This is a genomic window from Exiguobacterium acetylicum (assembly GCF_022170825.1).
GTDB classification, from domain to species: domain Bacteria; phylum Bacillota; class Bacilli; order Exiguobacteriales; family Exiguobacteriaceae; genus Exiguobacterium_A; species Exiguobacterium_A acetylicum_B.
Genome location: NZ_CP081878.1, coordinates 1,241,629 through 1,256,257, shown reverse-complemented (window position 1 = coordinate 1,256,257; position 14,629 = coordinate 1,241,629). Strand labels below are relative to the sequence as shown.

The 14,629-nt window shown below is 45.2% G+C and carries 17 protein-coding genes; 1 reads left to right on the top strand and 16 read right to left on the bottom strand.

Going from position 1 to position 14,629, the window contains the following annotated elements:
- Positions 1-91 precede the first annotated feature (91 nt).
- Both K6T22_RS06430 and K6T22_RS06425 read right to left on the bottom strand, forming a co-directional pair.
- Positions 92-889 (bottom strand): transporter substrate-binding domain-containing protein, encoded by a 798-nt coding sequence (locus tag K6T22_RS06430; protein WP_238239519.1) that lies wholly within the window; start codon positions 887-889, stop codon positions 92-94.
- Positions 882-1,712 (bottom strand): transporter substrate-binding domain-containing protein, encoded by an 831-nt coding sequence (locus K6T22_RS06425; RefSeq protein WP_238239518.1) that lies wholly within the window; start codon positions 1,710-1,712, stop codon positions 882-884. Before K6T22_RS06425 ends, K6T22_RS06430 begins: the two co-directional genes overlap by 8 nt.
- A 264-nt stretch (positions 1,713-1,976) precedes the next feature.
- On the opposite strand from K6T22_RS06425, the gene K6T22_RS06420 reads away from it, so the two are divergent.
- Positions 1,977-2,615 (top strand): SDR family oxidoreductase, encoded by a 639-nt coding sequence (locus K6T22_RS06420; RefSeq protein WP_238239517.1) that lies wholly within the window; start codon positions 1,977-1,979, stop codon positions 2,613-2,615.
- 54 nt (positions 2,616-2,669) lie between these two features.
- Here K6T22_RS06420 and K6T22_RS06415 read toward each other — a convergent pair whose 3' ends face one another.
- The 14 genes from K6T22_RS06415 to K6T22_RS06350 all read right to left on the bottom strand — a co-directional run bounded on the left by K6T22_RS06415 (position 2,670) and on the right by K6T22_RS06350 (position 14,527).
- Positions 2,670-3,287 carry a hypothetical protein gene (locus K6T22_RS06415; protein WP_238239516.1) on the bottom strand — a complete coding sequence of 206 codons (618 nt, stop codon included), beginning with the start codon at positions 3,285-3,287 and terminating at the stop codon, positions 2,670-2,672.
- 20 nt (positions 3,288-3,307) lie between these two features.
- The gene (locus K6T22_RS06410; RefSeq protein WP_238239515.1) at positions 3,308-4,522 is read right to left on the bottom strand and encodes a hypothetical protein; all 1,215 of its coding nucleotides are present in this window, start codon (positions 4,520-4,522) and stop codon (positions 3,308-3,310) included.
- Between the two features lie 206 nt (positions 4,523-4,728).
- On the bottom strand, positions 4,729-5,256 hold the full coding sequence (locus tag K6T22_RS06405; RefSeq protein ID WP_238239514.1) for a DUF2812 domain-containing protein: 528 nt from the start codon (positions 5,254-5,256) through the stop codon (positions 4,729-4,731).
- Complete coding sequence (locus K6T22_RS06400; protein WP_238239513.1) at positions 5,246-5,578, bottom strand: PadR family transcriptional regulator; 333 nt, start codon at positions 5,576-5,578, stop codon at positions 5,246-5,248. The genes K6T22_RS06405 and K6T22_RS06400 overlap by 11 nt, the downstream gene beginning before the upstream one ends.
- A gap of 135 nt (positions 5,579-5,713) precedes the next feature.
- Positions 5,714-7,372, bottom strand: coding sequence for an FAD-dependent oxidoreductase (locus tag K6T22_RS06395; protein WP_238239512.1), 1,659 nt, complete (start codon positions 7,370-7,372; stop codon positions 5,714-5,716).
- A gap of 19 nt (positions 7,373-7,391) precedes the next feature.
- Positions 7,392-8,696, bottom strand: coding sequence for an arsenic transporter (locus K6T22_RS06390; RefSeq protein WP_238239511.1), 1,305 nt, complete (start codon positions 8,694-8,696; stop codon positions 7,392-7,394).
- A gap of 32 nt (positions 8,697-8,728) precedes the next feature.
- Positions 8,729-9,007, bottom strand: coding sequence for an adhesin (locus tag K6T22_RS06385; RefSeq protein ID WP_238239509.1), 279 nt, complete (start codon positions 9,005-9,007; stop codon positions 8,729-8,731).
- 5 nt (positions 9,008-9,012) lie between these two features.
- On the bottom strand, positions 9,013-10,770 hold the full coding sequence (arsA, locus tag K6T22_RS06380; protein WP_238239508.1) for an arsenical pump-driving ATPase: 1,758 nt from the start codon (positions 10,768-10,770) through the stop codon (positions 9,013-9,015).
- A gap of 13 nt (positions 10,771-10,783) precedes the next feature.
- Entirely contained in the window at positions 10,784-11,143 is a 360-nt protein-coding gene (gene arsD, locus K6T22_RS06375) for an arsenite efflux transporter metallochaperone ArsD (RefSeq protein WP_238240044.1), read from the bottom strand.
- Between the two features lie 111 nt (positions 11,144-11,254).
- A complete protein-coding gene (locus tag K6T22_RS06370) occupies positions 11,255-11,569 on the bottom strand; it encodes an ArsR/SmtB family transcription factor (RefSeq protein WP_058705126.1) in 315 nt (104 codons plus the stop codon).
- A 20-nt stretch (positions 11,570-11,589) separates the two neighbouring features.
- Positions 11,590-12,012, bottom strand: coding sequence for an arsenate reductase (thioredoxin) (arsC, locus tag K6T22_RS06365; RefSeq protein ID WP_238239507.1), 423 nt, complete (start codon positions 12,010-12,012; stop codon positions 11,590-11,592).
- Positions 12,013-12,205: 193 nt separating this feature from the next.
- Positions 12,206-13,225: an ABC-2 transporter permease gene (locus tag K6T22_RS06360; protein ID WP_238239506.1), complete on the bottom strand. Its 1,020-nt coding sequence runs from the start codon at positions 13,223-13,225 to the stop codon at positions 12,206-12,208.
- Positions 13,226-13,294: 69 nt separating this feature from the next.
- Complete coding sequence (locus K6T22_RS06355; protein WP_238239505.1) at positions 13,295-13,717, bottom strand: MarR family winged helix-turn-helix transcriptional regulator; 423 nt, start codon at positions 13,715-13,717, stop codon at positions 13,295-13,297.
- A 75-nt stretch (positions 13,718-13,792) separates the two neighbouring features.
- Complete coding sequence (locus K6T22_RS06350; protein ID WP_238239504.1) at positions 13,793-14,527, bottom strand: nuclease-related domain-containing protein; 735 nt, start codon at positions 14,525-14,527, stop codon at positions 13,793-13,795.
- Positions 14,528-14,629: the final 102 nt, after the last annotated feature.

The window sequence follows — 14,629 nt, the reverse complement described above, 5'->3', positions numbered from 1 at the left end:
CTGGTTTGCTTCTACATACTTGTTCGCCTTTTCCCATCAAATTCCTGTCATTAAAAAATCGTGCCTCCTGTTGTTAGGAGACACGATCCACTTACGACGCTACTTGCCATTTCTCTTTTAATTGCTCCATCTCTTCCTGTCCTTCGTATGACTGCATCCAGAGGTTAAAAACATCGACGACGTCCCCTTCTGACTCTCGAACAAGATAACTCTTTTCCGCCGGAATCCATTTTTCCTGAATCGTCGGTGCTGCGAGTCGTTGATCGAGTGCTTCATAATGAATTGCCTCGACCGTATCAGTGATCATGACATCGACTTCGCCTGACGCGACCGCATGCGGGATGTCGAGGTTTTGCTCATACATGACAATCTTCGCTTTTGTGAACGTCTTGCGGACGAACTGTTCATTCGTTCCGCCTGGGTTTAGACCAATCGTGACGTCTGGACGATTGATCTGTTCGATCGAAGCGAAGCGTTCAGCATCTTCTTTACGGACGAGCGGTGTCTTCTGGAATGACAGGTAACTCGACGTGAAATCACCGATGATCTCGCGCTCAATATTCTTCGTCACACCACCGACGACCATATCGAATTTGCCACTTGCGAGATCAGCCGACAGCGTCGGCCATGTTGTTGGAACGAATTCGACGTCGATACCGGTCGTCTTCGCGAAAGAACGGATCACTTCGATATCGAATCCTTCGTACTCGTTCGTCTTCCGGTTCAAGTACGTGAATGGTTTGTAATCCCCAGTCGTTCCGACGACGATTTTTTTCGTCGCAAAGACGTTCTTCGCTTGTACACGTCGTGGTTGCTCCGATTGCCATAGCGTCAGTAAGCTCGCAAACAGGACGCCACCTCCGACAACGATCCATCCCCATTTACTCATGTGCTCCCGCTCCTTTCGCTCCGACCGTCTCACGCGTCGAGACGATGTTCCATTTTTTCTTCAATTTTTGAACTTGTTCTTGCCCCTCTGCACTTTCAATCCAGACGTGGAAGACGTCTCCAAGCTGCTTTTGTCCTGGTTTCATCAAATACGCCATCTCGGCTGGTTCCCACGCCTCTGTCAGTTTCGGCACCGCAAGATCGAGTTCGGTTGCATAGTGCAATGCCTCGATATCGTCTGTCACCATGACGTCGACTTGACCGCTTTGGACAGCTTTTGGAATGTCTAAATTGTTTTCAAAGACGGTCACATCCGCCTTTGGAAAATACTTCTTCACGAACGCCTCGTTCGTCCCACCCGGATTGACACCAATTTTGACGGATGGATGATTAATCGTTGCGAGTGAATTCAAGCGTTTGACATCTTCTTTCTTTACGAGCGGAGCTTTTTGAAAGGAGAAATACGACGATGTAAAGTCTCCGACGACCTCGCGCTCGACTTTTTTCGTGATGCCACCGACAGCGATATCAAACTTGCCTGATTTCGTATCCTCCGATAATGTCGGCCATGTCGTCTTGACGAACGTCACATCAAGATCCGCTGCTTTCGCAAACGCTTGGATGACATCGATATCAAAGCCTTGATAACGATTTTGTTCCTCGTTCCAGTATGTAAAGGGTTTATAATCCCCCGTCGTTCCGACGACCAGTTTTTGGTCTTCGAAGATGTCATGTGCTTCGGCATCTGTCTGTTGGTTCCAGATCATCCAAGCAGCAATGCCTGTCAAAACAAGTCCAGCTAATAGCCATGGTTTCTTTCTCATCGTATCTCTCCTTTCTGTTTCGTCGTTGCCCATTCACCGAATATTGCTACAATTTAACCCAAATGATTTTCGGTGTGGGTAATAGTCATTATCCTACCACACTTACACGTGATTTCAAGATAATTTGACGATTTTATGCATAAAAGCATTAAAAAGATGTTTTGATGACGGTTACAGTTCTATAAGTCGTCTCCCTTTACAGAATTGCCTCGTCTTTTCCATACTGATACAGAATCATCAAATCGTGAAATGGAGGAATGGAACATGAGTCAGATTTTCATCATTGGTGCAAATGGAAAAGTAGGTCGTCAGGCTGCTCGCTTACTGCAGGATTCGGAGCACGATGTCAAAGTAGGATTACGTTCCAAGGACCAGTTCAGTGATTTTGAGAAACTCGGTCATACACCGGTCCATCTCGATCTTGAAGACGACGTCGCAACAATCACGGAAGCATTACAAGGGGCAGATGTCATCATCTTTACCGCAGGATCAGGTGGTCATACTGGAGCCGACAAGACGATGCTGATTGATTTCGACGGGGCCGTCAAATCGATTGAAGCAGCGGAAGCAATCAATGCGAAACAGTTCATCATGGTCAGTGCCTTAAATGCCGATTCGCCGGAAACATGGTCCGACAGCATGAAGCCGTATTACATTGCAAAACGCTACGCGGATCGTGTCCTGAAGGAATCGTCACTCAACTACACGATTCTTCGCCCAGGCGGACTATCAGATGAAGCCGGAACAGGAAACGTCACGACGGATCCGTCCGAGCAAGCGACTAAAAAAATTCCGCGTGAGGATGTTGCACGCGTCATTTTAGCTGCAATCGGTCACGACAAAGCGTCGAAGCAAGTCGTCACACTGCTTGAAGGTGACACACCAATCAACGAGTTGTTCTAATCCAAAAGCTCACGTCTCAATTTCCGAGACGTGAGCTTTTTTTGATCAAATGAATCATTCGTATAATTGGCGATACATCACGAGCATCGTCTCACCAATGACGGGTAACGACGCCCGAATATCGATCCAGCGCTGGGTATCGTGATCAAAATACAGCCCTTCCGTACGCATCTTCTCTTTTGTGTTGATCTCATCGAACTCAAGAAACATATCCAGCTCATCATCCGCGTTCTGAAAGTCGTTCCACGGTCCGGGACCAAAATAAAAGAGTAGTCCTTCCGCATCGTAGCCAGCAAGCTCGTTCAATGCCCATTCCAAATGCTCTTTAGATTTTGCCGAGGTCCTGACGGAGTCGGCTAGTGTTTGATGAATCCCAAATGTGTTTCCGCTAATCAAGTGACGTTGCTGATACCATTCCCAGATGTTTTTCCAGCGTTGTACGAAAATACCAAACCGAAATGCTTGAGTTGCTTCATCCCGTTCTCGCACGTCATATGACCAGGAAATCTTTTCTCCACTAATCCACATACTTACGTGAAAGATTCCCTCACGCGCTTCATCAACTTGTAAAGAAGTCCACTCTGCTTGCTGTTGCTCTAGATAAGTAAAGAGTGGAAGTCGTTCTCCCGCTTTTTCCTCAAACTCAAATTCAAATCGTTCGATACAATTCAAAATATCTTCCTCTCCTTACCTCATTCGATCACAAAGTCGATTCCACTCGGCCCTGCAACCGGAATCTCGTGAAGTAACTCATATTTTTGATTCGTAATAAGCAGCTTCCCTTTATCCGGTTTTTCAGGGTCAAATTCGATGAAGTATGATTTTTTTGTCTTGGGATGAATGTATAAGTACTTGTACCATTTGTCTGCTTCCCAAAATTTCGGTTTGATTTCCTGAACCGAGAACGCTTTACCGAACGTCCATTTGACTAAGACTTGGCGATCCCGATTTTGATTATCACGCGAGGATTGCTGGACGACTTGAATCCCTTGTGATGCATCAATCATTCGAATCGGATCAGTACTATCAAAATTCGTATTCTGAAGAAACGGATAGTACCGCTCGGTTTGTTCACCTGCCTCATTGATTCGAATCATCCAGCCACCTGTACTAGCGAAGTATGCCGTATCATCCTTTCCATAAAGTGCTGAGTAAGCATACGGTTCTTCCCCCTTACGATATACAGTCGGTTTTTTAGTCTGTTTATCCAAGAAGATCATCGCTGCTTTTTCTTCTTGTTCATTTTCGCTTCCAATACTGGCATAAGCTAAATGATGCTCTAGTTCAATCATCATCGAATTTCCTGGTTCGAATCGCGCAGGTGTCTCATAGTTTTCTTTTGTATCAAAATTAGAAAAAGTTTGCGAAAAGCCTTTTCCTTGAGACGATCGTTGCGTACCAGTTTTGTATGAATTCAATGTCTTGAACCATGTGTCCGTCCCAAAGTGTTTGATCGATTCCATCATGGGATCGTGCTTGAAATACGTCACATTATGTTGAACAAACCGTCGTTTCGTAAAATCAAATGTATGGAAGTGATTCGGATATCCTTCGCCAGAGGCATACAACACATTCGGCGTACTCGGTTTTTGCACAAGCGTCATGTTCGTAACTCCAGGATCATTGACCTGTCGTTCGTTTACTACCTTTCCTTTCATGTTGATCGTGACAATCGAACTGTAGGCAAGTTCAGGATCATTCGTTTTTCCTTGCACCTGTCCTGGGTAAACTAACATCACGGTATCTTTTTGAGGACTGAAATCAATTGCTGTAATCGAAGAACGTGGTAGAACATTTGCGGTTGCTCGATTCTGTTGCACTTTCAGAAAAATTGCTAAAAGGATACTTCCACTTACAAGACATACTAGACTAAAATATTTCCACTTATTTCGGATAAGCTTATCCATTCTATTCATTACTCCTCGACTCATTGATTGATATCATTCCTTCTCTTTAGTTATACAATGTTAAATCGTTATATTTGGTCTTTCTTACAAGACTGTTAGACGAATTGACCCACTTTACAAACTTTTATTTTGAATTCTGAATACGTCAAAAATCCCTTACGTTCATTTTAGCAACGTGAGGGATTTAGAAATCAGTTTCTATGAATTTAATCTTGCTCTGCAATGGTACGCAATCCACGTAACGTTTGAATTTTACGTTCATGGCGTTGCATCACGAATGATAGACCCGTCACGATCGCGAGATTGAACCAGATCATCTGGTCGGTAATCGGATTAAACAAGTTAATGAGTACTGCGATGATATTAACCAAAAAAACGACTTTATAAAGCTGTAAAATCCGATGTTCGTGATGGATCTGTGAATCAAAATCAGAGTACATATGAAACGGTTCATCTGAGGTCCGTTTTCTTAAAAAGACCCAGCGGAACGATGTATCGACGACTTCAATATCCATCTCTTCTAAAAACTCAAAGTATTCCTGCGACTTCGGATGCTTTGGCATGTTTTCTAACAATTCGATTCGATACGTATACCTGTTAGGTTCGCCTTCAACGAATACATAACGTCCGAGTCGAAACTTCTGTAGGTACCAGCCTTTGTTTGCCATCTCGTTTAACCATACTTCTTCTTTCGCGTAATCAGCATAAAAGCGATAGACCGTTTTACTGTTCATCTTGACTCACTCCCATCGTTTCTTGTCCATGTCGCACGAGTTCTTTTAGTCGATCTAGCTCTACCTGTAATCTCTCTCGCCCCTGATTCGTCATGATGTACTCTTTCTTTCGCCCTGCTTCTTGCTCGATGGCTTCAATCCAGCCTTTATCGACTAGACTGCTGAGTGCGCCGTACAACGTCCCGGCAGCTAACTTGACCCGGTTGTTGCTCAATTCCTGGACGAATTGCATGATGCCATAGCCATGACGGGGTTGTTGGAGCGAAAGCAAAATATAATAGACGGCTTCTGTCAATGCTGTCGCTTGATCCGTACGTGCCATTTCCACACCCCTTACTACGTCTTCCGTTATATCGCTTACCGATATACTAAAAATATCCTATTTTAACTGAATTAGCAACAAAAAAAACGTACCGCCCCCTAAACCAACAGGGTCGGTACGTTACATGGTGCAAGATTATGATAAGCACTTTTTGATATGTTGATAGTTCTTGTTACCACCTGATAAGTTGCAAACATCCGTAAAACCAAGATTTTTCAAGACATTTTGCGCTGCATTACCGGTTACCCCTTTATTACAATAGACAATCGTCGGCAATGTCGGATCTAATTCCTTCGCCCGTGTCCGCAGTTCACCGAGTGGAATATGAATCGCTCCATCAACATGATTTTTCTCGAATTGTGCTTTTGAGCGTGTATCGATGATTTGGAACGCCTTTCCACTTGCGACTTGATCGATCAATTCATTCGGCGTCATCAAACGCGCTGTTTTTTTGATGGCATTATCAAGCGCCATCCCCGTGTAAAGAACTGGATCCTTTGTCGTCGCGAACGGTGGAGCGTAAGCTAAATCGAGATGGAACAAGTCTTCCGCTTTCGCTTTAAAGGTAATCGCTGTCGCTAGGACATCAATCCGTTTATCGACACCTTGCGGACCAACGATCTGAGCTCCGAGGACTCGTCCTGTTGCTCGATCGGCAATCGCTTTAATCGTCATCTCTTTACCGCCCATGTATTCTGGACGATCTGGTTTGATATTATGCAGTACTTCAATGTCATACCCTGATTCACGCGCTTCTTTTTCCGTCAAACCCGTTTGAGCGACAGTCAAATCGAAGGCTTTGAAGATACCCGTTCCTAAAATACCACGGTGCTCCGCTTCTTCTCCGGTAATGACCATACCAGCAATCCGTCCCATCTTGTTCGCGGTGGACCCAAGCGGACGATAAAGTGCTTCACCCGTGATGACAGAGAAACTCTCCGCGACGTCGCCGACTGCGTAAACATCCGCTACATTCGTCTGCATTTTACGGTTGACTGCAATCGCGCCTGTTTTACCAAGTTCTACGCCAATCTGCTTCGCAAGATTCGTGTTTGGTTTAACGCCAACGGACAGAATGACGAGATCCGTCTCGATCGTTTTTCCACTCTCAAGCGCGACTTCAGAAACGCATTCTTCTCCGTTGAACGCTGTCACTGATTCACCGAGCAAAAGGGATACCCCTTTATCTTTTAGATGATCGGCTACGCGTTCTGCCATATCGCGATCAAGCGGCGGCATGACTTGCGGCAAGCGTTCGACGAGCGTGACTTGAATGCCCCGGTACGTCAATTGCTCAGCCATCTCAAGACCGATGAATCCTCCGCCGACGATCGTTGCCGTCTTCGGATCATGGGCGTCAATGTAGGACCGGATCGCATCGGCATTACGGACATTTCGAACGGTAAAGACATTCTCCTGCTCGACACCTGGTAGTGGCGGAACGATACTTGACGCACCGGTTGCGAGCACTAACGTATCATACGTGTCCGTGAACCGATCACCCGTCAGAAGATTGACGATCGTCGCTGTTTTTGTCGCATGATCAATCGATTCGACTTCGTGTTGTGTATGAATATCAATGTTATACCGCTTTTTAAAGAAAGCAGCATCTCGTGGTGTCAATTCATCGATATCAGCGATTTCTCCCCCAACGAAGTAAGGAATCCCACAACCCGAATAAGAGATATCTTGATCGCGGTCATAAATCGTGATTTGCATCTCTTCACTGTTACGACGTGCTTTTGCTCCAACCGATGTTCCGGCAGCAACCGAACCAATAATCATTAATTTCATATCTAGTTCCTCCTCAAAATCAATAAAGTATCAAGCTGATATACAAGCCAAGCAATGTGATGGCAAGTGTCGGAATCGTCAGGATCGTACCAATCTTAAAGTATTGTCCCCAGCCAATCTTCACGCCTTTCGTCCGAAGTACATGGAGCCATAGTAATGTCGCTAGACTACCAATCGGCGTAATCTTCGGTCCAAGATCGGAACCGATGACATTCGCATAGATGAGTGCTTCTCGAATCGTTCCGGTTGCCTGACTTAAATCAATCGCAAGGGCATCGATCATGACGGTCGGCATGTTATTCATGATCGACGACAAGATGGCTGCTAAGAAGCCCATACCAAATGTCGCAGCTGCTAGATTCGTCGCAAAGCCATCAATGATGTCCGCGAGTACTTGTGTCAATCCGGCATTTTGCAGACCATATACGACGATATACATCCCAAGCGAGAAGAAAACGATCGCCCATGGAGCACCACCGATGACCTTTTTCGTCGGTACGCTCGGTGAACGGCGTGCCATCAACAAGAAGAACAAAGCGATGACTCCAGCGACAAGACTGACAGGAATGCCAATGACGTCACTCGTAAAGTATCCGACGACAAGCAAGATGAGAACGAACCATGATAGCTTAAACATCCGCTGGTCCTTGATCGCTGTCGCGGGTACGACGAGCTGCGCGACGTCATAATTCTTCGGAATACTTTTACGGAAATACAGATATAAGACGATTAGACTGCCGATGACAGAAAAGAAATTGACGAATACCATTCGTGACGCATACTCTGTAAAGCCGATGTCAAAGAAGTCTGCTGAGACGATGTTGACGAGGTTCGAGACGACGAATGGTAAGCTTGCCGTATCAGCGATGAAGCCGGAAGCAAATACATACGCTAATACGACGTAATCTGGCAGTTTCAAGTGACGTACCATCGCGAGGACAATCGGCGTCAGGATCAACGCCGCTCCATCGTTTGCGAATAACGCCGCAACGACTGCACCGAGCAATGTCATATACACGAATAGTTTGACACCGCCCCCTTTTGCGATCCGTGCCATATGCAGGGCTGCCCATTCAAAGAATCCGATCTCATCGAGGATCAACGAGATGATGATGAGGGCGATGAAGGTAAAGGTGGCATTCCAGATGATACCCCAGACCGTCGAGACGTCATCGAGGTTCACGACTCCCGTTAATAGTGCAATCAGCGCCATGCCCATCGCCGAATAGCCGATGCCGAGTCCTTTCGGTTGTTTGATGATTAAGAATAAGGTGATCAGAAAAATTCCGATCGCTAGTAAATGTGTACCGGTCAATGCGTTCACTTCATTTCTGTATTAAATTTCGTTTTTACCGATTAACAATTTGATGCTCCAAGAAGAACGATTTGCTGTCCTTCAGGTGTTTCTTCCAACGCAAGCGTAATATTTTCACTGACGCTCTCCAAATCACGATCAATCGCAAGTAATAAGCCATCAAAGTCTTTCACTTGATCACCGTCTTCACCTATACCGAATCCAAGTCCGAAACTCGGTCCACAACATCCTTGTCCGGATTGATATAAACGGATGCCAGGTGCTTGTTCATGCTCGACTTGTTCTTTTAAGTACGTAACTGCTTCGGGTGTAATGTGCATAGTGTTCATCCTTTCGAAAGTGTGAGTAATTGTTCGTATCCTGAGACCGGTCGGGGTTGCCATGCGACGACAGCCAACTGTCGACTTAGACGACCGACTTCTTCCAACCAAACACGTTCTGATTCTGCTTTATGACTTAAAATCGGATCACGTGTAGCCGTTGCGGCGAACGATTGATTGATAATCCATGCCATTGGTTCAATTCCGGCGCGTCGTAAGTCCTCTTGTAACCGATTGGCCTCAAAAACGGGTGTTGCCTCTGCAAGTGTCGTAATGATGACATGTGTTTTCTTTTCGTCACGTAGTTGCGGTAGCAATGTTTTGATTGATTCTGGTACTTCACCTGTCGCCCGTTCCATTTCTTGATGGTAACTTTCCGTTGCATCAAGTAATAGCAACGTATGACCCGTCGGTGCCGTATCAATGATGACGTAACGATCCTTTGCTTGCGCAACGGTATCGGCAAAGGCACGAAAGACCGCAATTTCTTCCGTACAAGGAGACTTCAAATCTTCCTCTAATAAAGCATGCGCTTCCTCTGTTAGGTTACCTGCCGCTGCATACACTTGTTCCCTATAACGATTGATTTCGATCTTTGGATCAATTTTACTGATCTCAAGACGCGGATTTTGGTTTGTTTCAATTGTTAATTCAAGATGGGCAGCAGGATCTGTTGTCGTCAAAAGAACATCGTGTCCACGTTCTGACAAGGAAATTGCAAGCATGGATGCCATTGTCGTTTTCCCTACCCCGCCTTTCCCCATCGTCATAACGACGCCGGGACCGGCAACTTCTAGTTGTTCGACTAGATGAGATAAAGAGGGTAGATCGAGTTGCTTACGTTCTACTGTCAGATCTGGATAATTTGTTTCTTTCAACCAGTTACGAAGCTGATCGACTCCAATCAAACTCGAAGTGGCATAAGGTAAGCTAAACACTGGAACATCATGTAAAAAGATTGCTGGCAATGTATCAAGCGCCTCTTTTTGTCGACGTAAGAAAGCTTGATAATACATATCTGGACTGACTGTCATTGGCAATATACCATTGACGACTAAACGTGCGTTTTGAATGCCGATGGCTTTTAGTTCCTTATATGCGTGAGCCGCTTCCATCAGCGTCACGGGTTCCGCCCGAGCGACTAGTATTAACGTTGTCTCCGCCGGATTTTCCAATAGTGTCATTGCTTGTTCATACTGCGACTTTTTTTCATTTAAACCCGCAAGTGGACCAAGACACGATGTACCCGTCGTATTTTCATCCAAATAAACATTCCATGCATTCGGCAAACTGAGTAAACGTAATGTATGTCCCGTCGGTGCCGTATCAAAGATGATATGGTCATATGTTTTTTCAGCTTCAGGCGCCGCCAGTAATCCTGTAAATTGATCAAAAGCCGCAATTTCGACAGTGCAGGCACCAGATAATTGTTCTTCCATGGAACGTATTGCGTTATCCGGTAAAATTCCCCGATAAGGACCAACGACCGTTTCTTTGTATGCTTCAGCTGCTTGTTCCGGATCAAAATTCGCAACGTGTAAGTGATCAACACCAGGAACAGCGGTCGGTTCTTCTGTTAGCTTCATTTTGAAGACATCCTGTAGATTACTCGCCGGATCTGTCGAGACAAGCAACACTTCTTTTCCGGTATCTGCAAGTTCGACGGCGAGAAGCGAGGCAGTCGACGTCTTTCCAACTCCACCTTTGCCAGTCAAAAACAAATATCGCGTCAAATGCAGTCCTTCTAACGTTAGCGGTTCCATTCTCGTCACGTCCTTACTTTAATGTCAGGCGAATTTTTGGTTTCCGTTCATCTTCGACAGCGAATCTTTTTTCATCTAAACCCGTTAATTTTGCGAATTCCGCATTAGATAAGTAACCATGGCGACGAACGATGGCACCATCCACGAGAGTGATTGGTAAGATATCAACACCCTCCGCAATGGCCTCTTTGATGAGATTATTCGTAACGAACGCCGTTGGCTCATTTGCTAAGTTGAATCGTTCTATCGGATAACCTTCTTGTTTTAAAGCGTGGACCACCATCGATATCCGTGTTAATTCAGGATCAATCGACGGTCCACATAAACCGGTCGGACAACACATCGCCGGATCATAGATTTCAATCTTTTTCATTTTCATTTTCATCATAATCTACTCCTCTATATAACTAAATGGTTATAAAATATATAACGTTTTCGTTATATAATCCACAAGGGAGGTTTCCCTTTTTTTAACGCGGCTAATTCAGCAATTTTTTGCTGGAATCGACGGCAACTCCATCGCATTCAAAATAGTCAATAGTAAATCATATTGAGGATGGTTCGGGTTGATTCGAAAATGTATCCATTGTCGTTCACGTCGCTCTAAAATGATTTGTGATTGACGTAATAACTTCAAATGGCGACTGATTGCGGGTTGTGAGATATCAAACATCTCGACGAAATCACAGACACAATGTTCACGGACGTACAGCCTTCGTAAAATTTCAAGACGTGTTCCGTCGCTAAGTAGCTTTAAGAATTGACTCATCTCTTCAACACGATTTGTGGTTTCAATCACGAAAATACTCTCCTTTCGTATCAGACAGTCGTTTCCTCTTTTGCAAATCGTTCGATCCGTTTCTTGATTTGTTCACAGACACGTTGGAAGACGCTCCATTTCTCCTCTTCTGATCCTGTCGCACGTGCTGGATCATCAAACCCCCAGTGCTCATGACGGACATTCGGTGAGAGGACAGGACAATTATCACGGGCATCACCACATAATGTGACGACAATCGTCGCCTGCTTTAGTAATTCTGGATCGATCAGGTCGGAAGTTTGTTTGGAAATATCAATGCCCTGTTCTTGCATGACACGAACTGCCTTTGGATTTAATCCATGTTGTTCAATACCTGCTGAATAGACATCCCAATCCTTCAGGTATCGTTTAGCCCAACCTTCAGCGATCTGACTACGACATGAATTCCCTGTACATAAAAAATAAATTATCGGCTTTGACATATTAGAATGCCCCCTTTTTCATATAACCACAATATTATATAACACTTCGGTTATGCAACCCCTTTTTAGAAACTTTTTATCAAGCTCACAGATAATAAGACGTTCTCCCTCACTTTTTGCTGTGGAATAAAAAAAGATCGTCCGCTACATTGGTGGACGATCTTGTAGTCACATTACTTTTCTCTTTTAGAAATTAACTGTTTTCAACTAACCGATTACTTTTTACCCGTACCTCTTTCCAATAGAGAAAAAGGAACGTCAACATGAAGCTACTTACACAAAGCAGTGATAAATGAAGCACCTGTGGTCCTACTGAACCATCCATGAACAGCAGACGGCTGAAACCGGAGACTGCATTCGGAACGGGCAGGAACGTTCCAAGCGATTGATAAAACGGTGCCAGCATCTTCGCCGGCACGATGTTTCCGGCAGTCATCAACTGGAACGGAATCAATGCGACGTTGACGAGCGGCGCAATCGGTCCAAATATCGCAAAGTTCATCTGCGTGACAGCGATACAGGTCGCAACAACGAGGAGTTCGAACGCCCACAGTTTGATGAACGGTGTCGTGATGTCCGTTAATACATGTGCCACGGAAACGAGCAGTAATGGAACGACCAGAAGGACGATCCCGTGCAACAGTTGGCGACTCCAAAATAGGGACCAGATCGAATGACGCTTACTTAAGATCGTGCTTACAAGGTTGAATTGAATCCCCATCGTCATCGTCGCAATATAGATGACGAAACCGAGGACGAGCGGCAGCATCGATAAGGCAAAATCTGAAACGGCATGTTCCGTGACGATCGACGTCGTGAACGTCGGTTCGCCATTTAACTGTTTACCGATCGTTTCTGTCGCCCGCTCGAGAATCGCGTTCGCGAATTCGGCATTCGTCTGACTGACGTGTGCCGTCAGTTGACGCGTTGCATCATCTTTTTGTAAGACGAGATCGACTACATTGGCATCGAGTGCTTCCAACCCTTTCGCTTCCGTCGCCACCGCTTGAACCGTAAATGGTGCTTCCTTTAGTGATTTGACGAACGGATCGTTCACTTCACCGACAACCCCGACATTTAATTGATCAAGCCGTTCCGTCGTGCCTTGGTAACCGGTCATCCAGACGACGAGGAACAAGAGCGGGACGACGATTGCGAAGACGAGTCCAACTTTCGTTTGTGTCATTGACCAGACATCTTTCCATGCTTTCATCTTTCTATCTCCTTTTTATATGCATTACTTATAATATCATGTGCAACTATATATCCGAAGGAAAACCATTCACGTCACATTCCGGTGAATGGTCTCGAGTGTTTCCTTTAATTGTTCGATTTGCTGTCGCGATAGTCCACGGAACGCTTCGAGTTGTAACTGATCGAGCTCTGGACCGAAACGATCGACGATGTCGCGTCCTTCACGCGTCATCAAAAGGAGAACGGCTCGCCGGTCCCTTGGATCGGGTGTCCGAACGATTAATTCCTTTTTACCAAGTTTATCGAGAATCTTACCAATCGTCGTCTGATCACGTTCCGTCACGAGTGCCAGTTGTTTTTGCGAAACACCATCTTGTTTAGCAAGTTCACTTAGGACAGAAAACTGTTCTGGCGTTAGACCGAACGCTTCCATCCGTTTAGCAGCGGCACGTTTGAACGCATAATAACTGCGGGATAGTTGCATCCCAAGCGACCATTCTGATTCCTTCATCCCATCATCTCCATATAGTTGCACTACTTATTATTTATTCACTATAACGGAATGAGAGACATCACGTCAACGACTTCATTTAGCCTGTCGTTGACGGATTCCTTCGATATGCGCCTGCTGTGTAGCACGATCGACTTGTGAATGCACGCCGAGTTTTCCAGCAATCGCATCCACCTGACTCGGCGTCAATGGTTTTTCAGTCGCGAGTCGCTCAATCGTTTTACGTAAGACGTTTCGTTTCAAGACACGAACATGCGCCGAATCGACCGTGATTTTTTTCAGTTCACACCGCTCGCTGAAGACAATCAATGAATGGAAGAGCGCAGGATCTGTCCCCTCCAAAAAGCGTTGCATGCTTTTGAGATGTCCTTCATTTTGTTTGATCGGATTATAGAATCGTTGTTTAAAGCGATTCTGGAATTGCTGCGTCCATTGACGATCCTGCTCACGACCGAAAATCCAGCCACTATAGTTTTTCGATTCGAGCACGTAGATGCCACTTTCATGAATGAATGTTACGTCAATCTCCGTCGTACCTTCGCCCCGCGCTCGCGGTAAGTATGTATTAAACACATAAGTTCCGTATCCTGATACTTGGTCGAGTTGACGTGTCGTCAAGTACTCGCCCCATTTTCCTTTATCACGGACGATCCGCAAAAACGGCTCTCGTGTTAATCGATAATAACGACTGCCGTGATACGAATTGCGTTTAACGAAGAAAAACAGACCAAACGTTCCGAAGAAGAACAGCACCATGAGCAGTCCGACTTGAATCAGAAACGGCAAAAATGTCACTATCACATTGTCCACTACATTTATCTCCTTTCCATATTAACCCTTTATTTTCCACTATATCAGCATAATCAATTTCCATATCATTTTCCACTATTTGTTATGGATGTTTTCCTATGG

Bases quoted from the DNA above. Each gene is read 5' to 3' on its own strand.
- K6T22_RS06410 (WP_238239515.1), bottom strand. From the start codon at position 4,522: ATGGATAAGCTTATCCGAAATAAGTGGAAATATTTTAGTCTAGTATGT.
- arsA (WP_238239508.1), bottom strand. From the start codon at position 10,770: ATGGAACCGCTAACGTTAGAAGGACTGCATTTGACGCGATATTTGTTT.
- K6T22_RS06395 (WP_238239512.1), bottom strand. From the start codon at position 7,372: ATGAAATTAATGATTATTGGTTCGGTTGCTGCCGGAACATCGGTTGGA.
- K6T22_RS06385 (WP_238239509.1), bottom strand. From the start codon at position 9,007: ATGCACATTACACCCGAAGCAGTTACGTACTTAAAAGAACAAGTCGAG.
- arsD (WP_238240044.1), bottom strand. From the start codon at position 11,143: ATGAAAAAGATTGAAATCTATGATCCGGCGATGTGTTGTCCGACCGGT.
- K6T22_RS06420 (WP_238239517.1), top strand. From the start codon at position 1,977: ATGAGTCAGATTTTCATCATTGGTGCAAATGGAAAAGTAGGTCGTCAG.
- K6T22_RS06360 (WP_238239506.1), bottom strand. From the start codon at position 13,225: ATGAAAGCATGGAAAGATGTCTGGTCAATGACACAAACGAAAGTTGGA.
- K6T22_RS06355 (WP_238239505.1), bottom strand. From the start codon at position 13,717: ATGAAGGAATCAGAATGGTCGCTTGGGATGCAACTATCCCGCAGTTAT.
- K6T22_RS06405 (WP_238239514.1), bottom strand. From the start codon at position 5,256: ATGAACAGTAAAACGGTCTATCGCTTTTATGCTGATTACGCGAAAGAA.
- K6T22_RS06400 (WP_238239513.1), bottom strand. From the start codon at position 5,578: ATGGCACGTACGGATCAAGCGACAGCATTGACAGAAGCCGTCTATTAT.
- arsC (WP_238239507.1), bottom strand. From the start codon at position 12,012: ATGTCAAAGCCGATAATTTATTTTTTATGTACAGGGAATTCATGTCGT.
- K6T22_RS06430 (WP_238239519.1), bottom strand. From the start codon at position 889: ATGAGTAAATGGGGATGGATCGTTGTCGGAGGTGGCGTCCTGTTTGCG.
- K6T22_RS06425 (WP_238239518.1), bottom strand. From the start codon at position 1,712: ATGAGAAAGAAACCATGGCTATTAGCTGGACTTGTTTTGACAGGCATT.